Origin of the sequence: Sutcliffiella halmapala (assembly GCF_002019665.1) — a bacterium.
Classification (GTDB): Bacteria; Bacillota; Bacilli; order Bacillales; family Bacillaceae_I; genus Sutcliffiella_A; species Sutcliffiella_A halmapala.
Map to the genome: position 1 here is coordinate 333,257 of NZ_KV917375.1, position 13,088 is coordinate 346,344.

Consider the following 13,088-nt stretch of genomic DNA (forward strand, 5'->3'; position numbering starts at 1 on the left):
AAAAAATAAAGAAAATTAAGTATAATAGACAATAATTCGAAATACGAAATAACAGGGGGAACGAATCAAAAATGACTATCGACTATTTAAACAACCCATATCCATCACAACGCAACACCGTTTTCGCAAAAAATGGGATGGTAGCGACTTCTCAGCCACTTGCAGCACAAGCGGGACTCGAAATTCTAAAAAAAGGCGGAAATGCCATCGATGCAGCCATCGCTACGGCAGCCTGCTTGACTGTCGTTGAACCAACATCTAATGGGATTGGTGGAGATGCATTCGCCCTTGTATGGACGAAGGGAGAGCTTCACGGCCTAAACGCAAGCGGCCCAGCCCCACAATCCATTTCTATTGAGGCTGTAAAAGAAAAAGGGCATGATACAATGCCGAAGTTTGGCCTCGTACCAGTAACGGTCCCAGGCGCACCGTCTGCATGGGCAGAGCTCTCCAAAAAGTTTGGTAAACTACCGTTATCGGAAGTTCTTCAGCCTGCCATCGACTATGCAGAAAACGGATATCCAGTGTCCCCAACGCTCGGCAAGTACTGGAAGAATGCCTATAATAGTTATAAAAAATTCTGTACAACAGAAGAATTCACCCACTGGTTTGAAACGTTCGCACCAAACGATCGTGCACCTGAGATCGGAGAAATCTGGTCATCGAAAGGGCATGCAGATACCTTGAGACAAATCGGAGAAACAAATGGGGAAGCCTTTTACAAAGGAGCCATTGCTGAGAAAATTGCCGCATTCAGTAAACAGCATGGCGGGTTTCTTTCTTATGAAGACCTAGCAGCCTACAAAGCCGAATGGGTTCAACCAATCAAGGTCAACTATCGCGGCTATGACGTATGGGAAATCCCACCGAATGGCCAAGGAATCGTCGCCTTGATGGCATTAAATATGCTAAAAGATGACACCTTCACAGAGCGAGATTCACTAGATACCTACCATAAACAAATCGAAGCAATGAAGCTAGCATTTACTGACGCCAAAAAATATGTATCAGATCCAACAACAATGACGCATTCTTCCGAAGAATTACTTTCTGATTCTTTTGCAAAAGAAAGACGGGAACTCATTGGCGAATCAGCACTAACGCCAGAGCCAGGCACTCCACCAAAAGGCGGAACTGTGTATTTAGCAACTGCCGATGGAGAAGGAAACATGGTATCCTTTATTCAGAGTAACTACATGGGCTTCGGTTCAGGTGTCGTTGTCCCAGGAACAGGCATCGGCCTCCAAAACAGAGGACATGACTTCTCGCTAGATCCAGAACACGAAAACGCATTAGCACCAGGGAAGAAAACGTACCATACAATTATCCCTGGCTTCCTAACCAAAGGGACAGAAGCTGTTGGACCATTCGGTGTCATGGGTGGCTACATGCAACCGCAAGGGCATATGCAAGTAGTCATGAACACCATTGACTTCCACCTCAACCCACAAGCCGCACTAGACGCACCAAGGTGGCAGTGGATAGAGGATAAGAAAGTCGTCGTCGAACACCACTTCCCGCAACATCTTGCCCAAGCACTAGCACGAAAAGGACACCAAATCCAAATCACCCTCGACGGAGGCAGCTTTGGTCGTGGCCAAATCATTTGGCGCAACCCCGAAACCGGTGTGTTGAGCGGCGGCACCGAGGCAAGGACTGATGGTGGGATTGCAGCATATTAAGACGGGGAAAATGTATCAAAAGAGGCCTGCCCTCACTGCTAAAAAGTGATGGGGTGAATGAACATAGGGAACACTTTAAATAAAGCTTTAACTATTTACAATGATGAGGATCAGGCCTCCTCATCAAAGGAGGCTACACCATGAAGCAATGGCAACTCTTTTTATCGTTTTTTAGCACAGGCATGCTAGGTTACGGCGGCGGTCCAGCAAGCATCCCCCTTGTACATAAAGAAGTAGTAGTGAAACATAAATGGCTCACAGACGAGGACTTCTCAGATATTCTCGCCTTAGCGAACACCTTGCCAGGGCCAATCAACACGAAGATGGCCGGCTACATCGGCTATCGTGTCGCGGGCTACACCGGGATGCTCAATGCTGTATTGGCATCAATCATCCCAACCATCATTCTAATGATTGTGATACTCACAACCCTCACTAGCTTAAAAGATCAGCCGTGGGTGCAGGGGATGACAAAAGCAGTGTTACCAGTTGTCGGTGTCATGATGGCGGTTCTCACATGGGATTTCATCTCGAAGTCGAAGCAAGGGCTAGGCTGGACAGCGGCAATCATTCTTATCATTGTAAGTCTGCTATTTATCGAATTTTTGAATATCCACCCGGGCATCGTTATCGCTGTTTTACTAGCAGCGGCTATCTTAAAAAAAGATAAACCAAAGCAAGAACAAGAAAAAGGAGGGGGAAAAGCATGATTTACTGGGAGATTTTCCTCGCCTTTTTCATACCAGGTATTCTTGGGTACGGGGGCGGACCCGCGTCCATTCCCCTTGTAGAAAATGAAGTGGTTCATCGTTACAATTGGTTAACCGTTAGCGAGTTTAGTGAAGTCCTGGCACTCGGCAACGCTCTCCCTGGCCCAATTGCAACAAAAATGGCAGGTTATATTGGATATGAGCAAGCAGGTATCCTTGGAGCAGTTGTTGGGGTATTCGCCACTGTAGCTCCATCATTGATTCTGATGATCGGCCTTATGAGCTTATTATACAAATTCCGTAACTCACCAAAAGTAAAGAGAATGTCTAATTACGTTCGTCCAACCATCGCCTTACTACTAGGGGTCATGGCCTATCGCTTCTTCGCCGTATCCTACGAAGGATCAGGAGCCATGCAAACCATCCTATTAATCCTAGCAAGCTACTTCCTCCTAGAAAAATGGAAAATCCACCCCGCCTACGTCATCGGCGGCGCACTAGTCTACGGAGCATTAGTACTGAGTTAACATAACTACAAGGGCCTGGCACTATATGGGAATTAATGCAAATTGGTGCCTGGACCCAAATGTAAATAAACACCAAATGGTGCCAGGCACCACCACCAACCAAAGGAGGCTCCAACAATAATGAAGAAGCTATTATTAACGGGTTTTGTGCCGTTTCTTGAGTTTCCTGTGAATCCGACAGAGGAGATTGTGAAAGAGTTAGAAGGAGAGATTATCGGAGACTACGAAATTATAAGTAGAGTACTTCCTGTAGATTTTCAGGAGTCGGAGCAGCAAATTATCCAACACTTCACGGATATCCAACCGGATGCTGTTATCGCACTTGGACTCGCGGCTGGCCGCACGAACATCACACCCGAGCGCATCGCGATTAACTGCAAAGATGGTGCACCGGACAACAACGGAATCCAATGTGAAGACGAACCTATTGACCAAGAGGGTCCCGACGGTTATTTCTCCACCTTGCCAATCCGTGCAATGGTGAATCTGCTAAACGAACAAGGATACCCGGCGAAAATCTCCAACACCGCTGGTACATACCTATGCAACAACGTCATGTACGCCATCCTGCACACCATCGCGACCCACAAAGACCACAATAAACAAATCAAAGCAGGATTCATCCATATACCAGCTTCCCATTCCTTGGCCATCCAAATGAAAAACAGTCCAGGTAGTTGGTCACAAAAAGACTTAACGGACGCCATACGTCTAGCAATTCAAGCATTATAGCTTTCATCCAATCTATCAACCTAAAATAACGACTTACTTCATTACGTTCTCGCCCAACCATCACCTAAACTCAAGGAGGAAATAATCATGACCTATTCCATCATCGGCTTTGATCCAAAAGAAAAAGAGTGGGGAATTGCGGTTCAATCGAAATTTCTCGGTGTAGGCTCCGTCGTTCCCTGGGCCAAAGCAACAGTAGGAGCAATCGCCACACAATCGTACGCCAACACCACCTATGGCCCACAAGGTCTAAAGCTACTCGAACAAGGAAAATCCGCACAAGAAGTAGTCGACCTGCTTACAGAAGCCGATGAAAACAGAGCTTATCGTCAGTTAGCGGTCATCGATGCAAACGGAAATGCCGCGACCTATACAGGAGAAAAGTGCTATGACTGGGCTGGCGGACAAACCGGGGCATTTTACGCAGCACAAGGAAACATCCTCGTCAGTGAAGATACCGTACTTGCAATGGGAACAACATTTGAAGCGACTGAAGGAACACTCGCCGAACGGCTTCTTCAAGCACTAGCGGCTGGGCAAGAAGCTGGAGGGGATAGCAGAGGACAACAATCTGCAGCCATTTTAGTGGTAAAAGAAAAAGGGGGATACGCCGGCTTTAACGACCGCTATATCGACTTACGTGTAGACGAACACCCACAACCAATCGAAGAACTAATCAGAATCTATCGCCTACAGCAGCTTTATTTTTCCCCCACCAAAAAGGAAAACATCCTTGAAATCACAGGGGAAGTAGAAGATTCCATAAGAATACAACTTATCAAATTAGGCTACTTAACTGAAGCAACAACACTCCACGAAGCACTCACGACCTACCTTCACACAGAAAACTTCGAAGGAAGAGAGCAGGAACAAGGTTACATCGATAAAGAAGTGCTAGCATTCATGACCAAGCAAAAATAGAGCCGGGGAGCGTTTCGTCACAAGGAGCGCTCCATATTTCTTATAATCGAATAAACGCCACAATCAGCTTAACCCAACCAAAAAGCGAAAGCCATAAAGGGACACTTAAAGCTGCTCCACAAACATTTTTTTGCAAATATGTAAGCGATTCGTTCATTTATAAAAAATAGTTCTTCAATATAATCAGAATAAAAATTAGCCCCAAAGAACTAATTATCCCTAATTCAGCAAATCAATTTACATGTAATATTTAGTAAAAACCTATTTAACTAGTAGGAATGCTATTCGATGACACATCTTTTGTACTAGAACAGATTTACTTCCAGCAATGGTTATTAGAAGAAATTAGGTGAATAGAAATAGGAAAAAGTTAGTTGACTTGTACATATACATGTCTCATAATCTAATTATTAGAATTATTATAAAATTCTGTTTTATAACAGAGTAAGTGATTAACAAGAGAGGTCGTGATTTAATTCGCAAAATAAAAGCGCTTACAACACGAAAGAGGTGAAACCCATTGTTCTTCTTTTACGCATTCCTAGTTATCGTAGCTCTATGTATTTTTCTAGCAATCAAAAAACAAAAACCCATCCTACTGTCAGTCCCAATATTCGCACTTGCCATCTACGTCATCATCGAAATCGCCCTAGTCCCAGCACCATTTCTAGACACAGTCAAATTCATCTTCACATTACAATAAAAAACTCGTTAGGTGCCTGACTCCCTTAGGAATCTCGTATCTGGTGTCGAATCCTATCAATTCCTATCCACTAGCACCAAAATTAAAAGGAGGTATCTTCATTTGAGAAAAATCGAAAAATCTGTGGCTGATGTGTATTACCGTGAGAAGACAAGGAATATTATTATCTATCTTGCTATCTGGTTTGTCGTATCCTTTGGGATTGTGCTGTTCGCCGAGTCTTTACAGTTCACAATCTTCGGTGGCTTTCCATTCCACTATTACATGGGAGCTCAAGGATCCATTCTCGTTTTTATCGTTCTATTGTTTGTAAACGCCAAAGTAAGCGATAAAATCGACCAAAAATACGGAATTGACGAAAAAACGAACGAACAATTAAGCTCAGGCAAAACATTGGAGCACTAACCCTAACTCATCGCGAATTTGACGAAGGGGAACAACAGCACTAATAATCATGACGCGTACGACTTAACAGACCATCCTAGCTATCCAACAAAAACCAAACCACACACTCACCCAAGAATCTCAACTTCAAACCATCATGTAATCTCACAAAATTCACAAACAAACCACTCACCCAGACGCAAGGCGCACAACCAAATTAACCTTAGTATCTACACAAAAGGGGGAAGTACAGTTTGGATACACAGTTTCTTGTATCGCTATCATTAATTCTAATCACATTTGCACTATATATCGGAATCGCTATTTTTAACAAAGCGCGTCAAACTTCCGATTTCTATGTAGCGGGACGCGGAGTTCCACCAATTTTCAACGGAATGGCAATCGGAGCGGATTGGATGAGTGCAGCTTCATTCATTGGAATGGCTGGAACAATCATGCTACTTGGCTACGACGGATTAGCCTACATAATGGGCTGGACAGGGGGCTATTTACTCCTAACCTTCCTACTAGCGCCACAACTTCGAAAATCAGGTCGCTATACCGTACCAGAATTTATTGGCGACCGATTCGACAGTCACACTGCACGTGTCATCGCCGCCATCTGTACCATCATCATTAGTTTCACCTACTCCATTGGTCAGCTTTCCGGATCAGGGGTAGTAATCGGCCGCCTTCTTGAAGTAGATGCCAAAATAGGAACCCTTATCGGAGTGGTCCTTATCGCATTCTACGCAGCCTTCGGAGGAATGAAAGGAATCACCTGGACGCAGGTTGCACAATACATAGTATTGATCATTGCCTACCTAATCCCAGTTATCTTCATGTCACTCCAGCTCTCAAACAATCCACTTCCATGGTTATCCTATGGTCAAATTGTTGCCGAGCTAGGGGAGCTCGATCGGCAGTTGGGAGTCTCAGAATATTTCGCACCATTTGAAAACGGCACGAAATGGCAGTTCCTTGCATTAATGTTCACGCTCATGGCCGGAACAGCAGGATTGCCACACGTTATCGTTCGTTTTTACACCGTTTCTACGATGAAAGCAGCACGTTGGTCAGGAGCTTGGGCCCTACTTTTTATCGGCCTTCTATACCTATCAGCACCAGCATACGCAGCGTTCTCCCGCTTTATTTTAATGAAAAATGTAGCAGGTCAACCAATCGATCAGCTACCAGCCTGGACTACTACATGGATTAACACCGGAAAACTCACCATCGCAGATAATAACGGTGACGGCATTCTTCAGTGGAGTGAGCTAATGATTGCAAACGATATTGTCGTAATGGCAACACCGGAAATCGCCAACCTCGGTGCTTTCGTAATCGGTCTAGTAGCAGCAGGGGCGATGGCAGCCGCGCTTTCAACGGCAGGAGGACTCATGATTGCGATTTCTTCCTCCTTTGCCCATGACATTTACTACCGTGTCCTACGTCCGAATTCTACTGACAGCAACCGACTGCTAGTAGGTCGAATTACTATCGTGGCAGCAACCGTACTAGCTGGTATAGTTGCATTGGACCCGCCAGGTGCTATCACCCAAATCGTGGCCTGGGCCTTTGCGCTTGCATCTGGAACGTTTTTCCCGGCTCTTCTATTGGGAGTTTGGTGGAAACGCGCCAACGCACCAGGCGTTATCTCAGGAATGCTAGTTGGTCTCATCGTCACGTTGACCTACATCTTCACGGCAAAATATGGTGGCTTCACGATCTTAGGTATTATTGATACAGGGGCAGGGGTCTTTGGCGCAGCCGCCGCGATCCTAACTATCATCATCGTTTCCCTAAGCACAAAAGCACCATCGCAAAAAATCCAAGATGAAGTTGCCGACCTGCGTTATCCAGAGCAAATGACGTATAAGGATGGGGAAGTTTGGATGAACAAATAATCGATATAACTAGAGGAGTACAAAGTCGGCCAATAGTTATTGTCATTATGCTGAAACGTATGCGAATTGGTCTTCTAATTTGAGCTTAAAAATCAGATAATCGTTGATAGTACAATACAAATAGCAACCCATTCACTATACGAATTAGGTTGCTATTTGTACTCCCAAAAAAAGAGAACCCTTTAACTAAGTAAAGGGTTCCTTTTTAAGCTCGACTAACTAAATAAACCTTTAAAAAACGAGCCGATATTACCAAAAAATCTGCCAATTTTCGTCATGAAAGATTCCTTCGTGCTGTTAGTGTTAACCTCTACTAGTGGTATCTCGGTAGATTCACTGAGGATAACTTCCTCGTTTTCTTCCACTTCCGTATCCACATCTTCAGCCATATCGCTTTTATTTTCTAATAGTAAAGTTAGATGCTCTCGTAATTCATCGAAAAGCTCTGATGCCACTAGCTCTTCATTTTCAAAAAAGAATACTAGCTCTGTGAGAGCGGCTTTACTAAGAAAATCAGGGGAATGGATGGTATCTTCTTCTAAAAACTTCTTTAGGATGTCATAGAGAATAGGGATAGGGAGGTCATTAAACTCCTTTTTCCATTTTAAGAGTACATCCCCATGTTCGTCGATATTAACGATTAACGGTTCGACTTCTATTTCAACTACTTGCTCGACCGGTTCCTCTAGCTCCTCTATTACCTCCACAGGAACTTCAACTGGCGTAGATGGCCTAGGTGGAGTGGGGCTAGGAGTAATAGGTCTATTCGGCTCCGCTGGTGGATTAGGTTTCGGCTCTGCCGGTGGCTGTGGTGTAGGGGGAGGCACAGGTTCAGGCTCGGGCACAGGTTCAGGTTGTGGTTCTGGTTTAGGTTCAGGCGGCTTTGGGGGTTCGGGTGGCTTAGGATTAGCAGGAGGCTCCACTGGCTCATCTTCGTTCATCCAACTGGTTTGTTCCGACTGTGTTACATATGTATGCTCTGGAAGAATGAATCTATCATTATATGTATCATCATATTCCGCTTTTGAATGAAGGGGATGGGCATAAGCTAGTAAACCTATTGTTAAAACTACTGAAATTTTCTTCATCTGCTTCCTCCAAAATTAAGTATTCGCCTTGCAGTTAACTCTATTATATAGATACTTTAGTAAAATTTACATATTTTTTCTAAAAAAATGACAAGAATTACCCAGCCATAAGTACTATTACAGGCTCTTCCTATTTCAATCATTTCAAAAAAATAAGGCAATAGAGAGCCGACATGAACATATACATCTCTCATAATCTAATTGCTGCGATAATCCAAAATGTTATGTAGAAGGTTTACTAAATGAAAAAGAAAGAAGCAATAACATCCTAGTAAGTAAAAGGAGCTATCGTTTCATGCAGCATCCACTTTTTCAGAACCTTGACCCCCTTCAACAAATCGCCATCCTTCAACGTTGTGAGGAGCGTACTTTCGCTCATCATCAAATTCTTTTCAAAGCAAATGAAGCAAGAGTAGGTCTTTATCTGATAAAGTCGGGGACAGTAGAGGTATACCTCCCCAGTAAAACCGCTAATCAGCATGAGGAAGTAATCGAAATCATCAAGCAAGATCAACTTGTCGGTCTCTCCCCTTTCATCGACTTCCTCACGAAGAACCATAATGAAGCAGCCATGGAGGAACCATCCCAACTACAGGTCCGTGCTATTGACGATGTGACCGCGCTTTTCATACCGTTTGAGGTGCTAAAAGAAAGATGGTCGGATCAAACTGTACATGACTACCTGCTCCAAGCCAGTAACATAGGCATGTTCAAAAGTATTAATCTGCTCAACGCAGCCCCCAAGGACAGTTTGTCTAAAATAAAAACCTCTCTCTATTCCACCTTAGACACGATGCTCCAGCAGCAGGTACCAATCCTACTTATTTTAGACGTGATGAACACGTTATTTGACCGATTAATTAAACGTTGCGTTGATCTTGCTATTGAAGAAATGCCTAGCAAACCACCGTCACCATTTTGTTTTTATCTTATGGGTAGTGCCGGGAGAAGGGAGCAGTTTCTCCTCACTGACCAAGATCATTTTCTTGTTTATGAAAAGGGGACAGATCATCAATACTTCAGTGACTTAGCAGATAAAATCGTCACGAACCTAGAACGAGTAGGTTACAAAAAATGCACCGGCAATATGATGGCAAACAACCCTAAATGGCGAGGATCCTTAACAGAATGGGACACCCGTATTAAAGAATGGGCGCTATACACTACTAATGACCGTCTCTTATTAGCGCAAAATTTCTTTTCACATCGTTTGCTATATGGAGACAAAGTAATCCATGAGAGATTCCAAAAAAATATGCAACATTTACTAACTAGAGCGAAAATCCTTCACTTCCGTTTGTCACAACTAGAAAGGGAAAATACCATTCCGACCTTAGAGCAGCCTATTCGCGCCATCTTTCGCCTCCAAAGAAGAACGATTGACATGAAAAAAGAGATCTTATTTCCGTATCATCACAGCCTCCAAATTCTAGCACTAATGAACAACATCATCTATGGCACTCCAATAGAAAAAATCGAGCAACTTTACGCTAAAAAAATCCTTACCAAAAGTTTTCAAAAGGACCTGAAAGCGTCTATTACCACTATTTTAGACTACTATGTGAAAAACCGCTGGAGTCAGTATAAAGCTGGGGAGCCATTAACTTCCACACTTATCCTAACGAACCTTACGACACGCGAAAAGGAAGAGCTTATGTTAAGTGTGCGTCTTATAAAAGAACTACAAAACTATATGCTATCCCACTTTTAGGAGGGAGAGGACATATTTCATTCGCCTTAAACAATATTTCCCGAGCAATTTAGTCGAAAGTCTACCCTTTTCTACATCAATCGACAGATTAGAATTCACCGAAACGATAGGATTCAATATTGCAAAGAGGATAGGCTTCTTGAAATTAGCGTTGTAAAGGTAAAAAAACTTCGAAGTCTATGTCCATCCAAATCGACCTATTTCGCGGGAAATTACCGAGCTAACTAGCCGTCCCGAGCCACCATATCCAACAAGCATCAGAGTTTATCCCAACTTCTTTTGTTTTGAAACCAAGGATCCAGAGGCGCGCTTTATTTTGTCGAGAGAATTATCCTCTAACTTAAACCAGAAGAAAGCTTGAGGGAGTCCCCAAGCTTTCTTCTGGTTTAACCAATTATATAGAAAACGAAAGTTTCTTACGCGCTCCAGGCCAACCACTATCAGCTAACCAAACAGTGACGGTATATTGACCTGGCTTCAAGTCTTTTAACGGAATATCAAAGCTCAACTCATCACCAGCTGCCACCATAATTTCCTCATAAATCATAATAAACATTTTTCCCTCTGAATAATGCTCGACCAACTGCCCATCCCGATACAACACATAATCATAACGCTGCCCGCTACGAAACGTAACCTTCTCAGAAGAAGTCCCCGTATTTTCCACAATAAAATGTAGCATTACCGAATCAGGACCACTACTCGAATAAGAAAGATTAGCCTCCAACCCCATTACATCCCCTCCTATCAAAAAATCTCACCTACCTATCTATATTCCACATAATCAACCAATAACCTTCAATCGTTAAAAACCCCATCCCCAAAACCAAACTTTCCCCACCAGCAAGCCTCGAAAAACAACCAACCTTCATAAACGACCGTTTCTCTTTAGCCACACAAATCACCTAAAAACGATCCTTAACCACCGAAAATTCAAAAAAATACAACAAAACCCTTGTCCCTCTTGACATTTATAGCATAATCCTCGACACAAGCTAATAAACTGATACAAACCAAACATACAAAGAGAGTGTTTGAGGTGAGGGATCGTAGATTGTCTCGAAGAATAAACACCAAACATCCTATTCGTTTTTTATATAGTACAACTGTAGCCACTACGCACTTCGTTACATCGGTTTAAGCGAGTCTCATTTCACACTTCTCAACATCCAATTTAGGGAGGGCGAGTGGTGTGCACGATTACATCAAAGAGAGAACTATCAAGATTGGAAAGTATATCGTGGAGACAAAGAAAACAGTTCGCGTGATAGCGAAGGAATTTGGCGTTTCCAAAAGTACTGTCCATAAAGACCTGACAGAAAGACTTCCGGAGATTAACCCAGACTTAGCAACTGAAGTGAAAACAATCCTTGATTATCATAAATCCATTAGACATTTACGAGGCGGAGAAGCCACGAAAATGAAGTACAAGAAAGAAGAGGAAACTGTAAAATAAACAGGACTATTTGACTCCTTTCATTACTTATGCGACACTTCAATAAATTCGACAAATATATTGAAATTTTGACATGAAATTAATGTTAATTTCACCCTTTATTTTGTAAATTGTGATAGAATAAACAATTAGGACTATAAGTTGTCGGACAACAGTCGCAAAGCATGATGCAAGGAGGAAAAAAGTAAGATGTTTGCTAGGGATATAGGGATTGATTTAGGAACGGCAAACGTTCTCATCCATGTAAAAGGAAAAGGGATCGTTCTAAATGAGCCGTCAGTAGTAGCACTTGACACAAACACTGGAAGAGTATTAGCGGTAGGGGAAGAAGCCCGCAAAATGGTGGGGCGTACTCCAGGGAACATCGTAGCGATGCGACCGCTAAAAGACGGAGTAATCGCAGATTTCGCCGTCACAGAAGCAATGCTTAAACACTTCATCAAGAAACTAAATGTAAGTGGTTTCCTTTCAAAGCCACGCATTCTCATCTGCTGCCCAACGAATATAACATCTGTTGAGCAAAAGGCGATCAGAGAAGCTGCTGAAAAAAGCGGCGGTAAAAAAATCTATTTAGAAGAAGAGCCGAAAGTTGCTGCGATTGGTGCAGGAATGGACATCTTCCAACCAAGTGGAAACATGGTAGTGGATATTGGCGGTGGAACAACCGATGTAGCAGTACTCTCTATGGGAGACATCGTCACCGCCAGCTCCATTAAAATGGCCGGCGACAAATTCGACGCCGAAATTCTTCAGTACATTAAGAAAAAGTACAAGCTATTAATTGGGGAACGCACAGCGGAAAACATCAAAATCTCCATCGCAACCGTTTTCCCAGGCTCACGCAACGAATCAATCGACATTCGCGGACGCGACATGGTAAGTGGACTTCCACAAACCATCACCGTATACTCCGAAGAAATCGAACTAGCATTACGTGAATCCATCCAAGTTATTGTACAAGCAGCAAAAAGCGTCCTAGAACGCACACCACCTGAACTATCAGCTGATATCATCGATCGCGGTGTAATCCTAACAGGCGGTGGCGCACTTCTCCACGGAATGGATCAGCTACTAGCAGAAGAACTTAAAGTTCCTGTACTAATAGCAGAACACCCAATGGACTGCGTAGCAATCGGCACAGGCATTATGCTCGACCACATGGACCGCTTACCAAAAAAAAGCCTAGCTTAACCAAAACAAACAACAAAATTATAAACGTCACACCATACAAAAGAGCGACTCTCCTAAATAATGAGTTGCTCTTTCT

General features: G+C 43.2%; 12 protein-coding genes. 10 read left to right on the forward strand and 2 right to left on the reverse strand.

What is annotated here, in order from left to right; translation table 11 throughout:
• Positions 1-71: 71 nt before the first annotated feature.
• The 7 genes from BK580_RS01600 (at position 72) to BK580_RS01635 (ending at position 7,566) form a co-directional block, all read left to right on the forward strand.
• Positions 72-1,682: a gamma-glutamyltransferase family protein gene (locus BK580_RS01600; protein WP_211278987.1), complete on the forward strand. Its 1,611-nt coding sequence runs from the start codon at positions 72-74 to the stop codon at positions 1,680-1,682.
• 140 nt (positions 1,683-1,822) lie between these two features.
• The gene (locus BK580_RS01605) at positions 1,823-2,392 is read left to right on the forward strand and encodes a chromate transporter (RefSeq protein ID WP_078378642.1); all 570 of its coding nucleotides are present in this window, start codon (positions 1,823-1,825) and stop codon (positions 2,390-2,392) included.
• Entirely contained in the window at positions 2,389-2,919 is a 531-nt protein-coding gene (locus BK580_RS01610; RefSeq protein WP_078378643.1) for a chromate transporter, read from the forward strand. The genes BK580_RS01605 and BK580_RS01610 overlap by 4 nt, the downstream gene beginning before the upstream one ends.
• 120 nt (positions 2,920-3,039) lie before the next feature.
• Positions 3,040-3,651, forward strand: coding sequence for a pyroglutamyl-peptidase I (gene pcp / locus BK580_RS01615; RefSeq protein ID WP_078378644.1), 612 nt, complete (start codon positions 3,040-3,042; stop codon positions 3,649-3,651).
• 87 nt (positions 3,652-3,738) lie between these two features.
• On the forward strand, positions 3,739-4,572 hold the full coding sequence (locus BK580_RS01620) for a DUF1028 domain-containing protein (protein WP_078378645.1): 834 nt from the start codon (positions 3,739-3,741) through the stop codon (positions 4,570-4,572).
• 805 nt (positions 4,573-5,377) lie between these two features.
• Positions 5,378-5,680 carry a DUF4212 domain-containing protein gene (locus BK580_RS01630; RefSeq protein WP_078378647.1) on the forward strand — a complete coding sequence of 101 codons (303 nt, stop codon included), beginning with the start codon at positions 5,378-5,380 and terminating at the stop codon, positions 5,678-5,680.
• Between the two features lie 233 nt (positions 5,681-5,913).
• A complete protein-coding gene (locus BK580_RS01635; protein WP_078378648.1) occupies positions 5,914-7,566 on the forward strand; it encodes a sodium:solute symporter family protein in 1,653 nt (550 codons plus the stop codon).
• Between the two features lie 215 nt (positions 7,567-7,781).
• Here BK580_RS01635 and BK580_RS01640 read toward each other — a convergent pair whose 3' ends face one another.
• A complete protein-coding gene (locus BK580_RS01640; RefSeq protein ID WP_078378649.1) occupies positions 7,782-8,654 on the reverse strand; it encodes a hypothetical protein in 873 nt (290 codons plus the stop codon).
• 295 nt (positions 8,655-8,949) lie between these two features.
• On the opposite strand from BK580_RS01640, the gene BK580_RS01645 reads away from it, so the two are divergent.
• The gene (locus BK580_RS01645; protein ID WP_078378650.1) at positions 8,950-10,365 is read left to right on the forward strand and encodes a DUF294 nucleotidyltransferase-like domain-containing protein; all 1,416 of its coding nucleotides are present in this window, start codon (positions 8,950-8,952) and stop codon (positions 10,363-10,365) included.
• A gap of 394 nt (positions 10,366-10,759) precedes the next feature.
• Here the strand turns inward: BK580_RS01645 and BK580_RS01650 are convergent, their stop codons facing one another.
• On the reverse strand, positions 10,760-11,098 hold the full coding sequence (locus tag BK580_RS01650) for a BsuPI-related putative proteinase inhibitor (RefSeq protein ID WP_078378651.1): 339 nt from the start codon (positions 11,096-11,098) through the stop codon (positions 10,760-10,762).
• A 459-nt stretch (positions 11,099-11,557) separates the two neighbouring features.
• Here BK580_RS01650 and spoIIID point away from each other — a divergent pair, with 459 nt between their 5' ends.
• Positions 11,558-11,821: a sporulation transcriptional regulator SpoIIID gene (spoIIID, locus tag BK580_RS01655; protein WP_078378652.1), complete on the forward strand. Its 264-nt coding sequence runs from the start codon at positions 11,558-11,560 to the stop codon at positions 11,819-11,821.
• A 189-nt stretch (positions 11,822-12,010) separates the two neighbouring features.
• Positions 12,011-13,012 (forward strand): rod shape-determining protein, encoded by a 1,002-nt coding sequence (gene mreB / locus BK580_RS01660; RefSeq protein WP_078378653.1) that lies wholly within the window; start codon positions 12,011-12,013, stop codon positions 13,010-13,012.
• The last annotated feature ends 76 nt before the right edge of the window (positions 13,013-13,088 follow it).

Bases quoted from the DNA above. Each gene is read 5' to 3' on its own strand.
- BK580_RS01610 (WP_078378643.1), top strand. From the start codon at position 2,389: ATGATTTACTGGGAGATTTTCCTCGCCTTTTTCATACCAGGTATTCTT.
- BK580_RS01605 (WP_078378642.1), top strand. From the start codon at position 1,823: ATGAAGCAATGGCAACTCTTTTTATCGTTTTTTAGCACAGGCATGCTA.
- BK580_RS01600 (WP_211278987.1), top strand. From the start codon at position 72: ATGACTATCGACTATTTAAACAACCCATATCCATCACAACGCAACACC.
- pcp (WP_078378644.1), top strand. From the start codon at position 3,040: ATGAAGAAGCTATTATTAACGGGTTTTGTGCCGTTTCTTGAGTTTCCT.
- BK580_RS01620 (WP_078378645.1), top strand. From the start codon at position 3,739: ATGACCTATTCCATCATCGGCTTTGATCCAAAAGAAAAAGAGTGGGGA.
- BK580_RS01640 (WP_078378649.1), bottom strand. From the start codon at position 8,654: ATGAAGAAAATTTCAGTAGTTTTAACAATAGGTTTACTAGCTTATGCC.
- BK580_RS01645 (WP_078378650.1), top strand. From the start codon at position 8,950: ATGCAGCATCCACTTTTTCAGAACCTTGACCCCCTTCAACAAATCGCC.
- BK580_RS01650 (WP_078378651.1), bottom strand. From the start codon at position 11,098: ATGGGGTTGGAGGCTAATCTTTCTTATTCGAGTAGTGGTCCTGATTCG.
- mreB (WP_078378653.1), top strand. From the start codon at position 12,011: ATGTTTGCTAGGGATATAGGGATTGATTTAGGAACGGCAAACGTTCTC.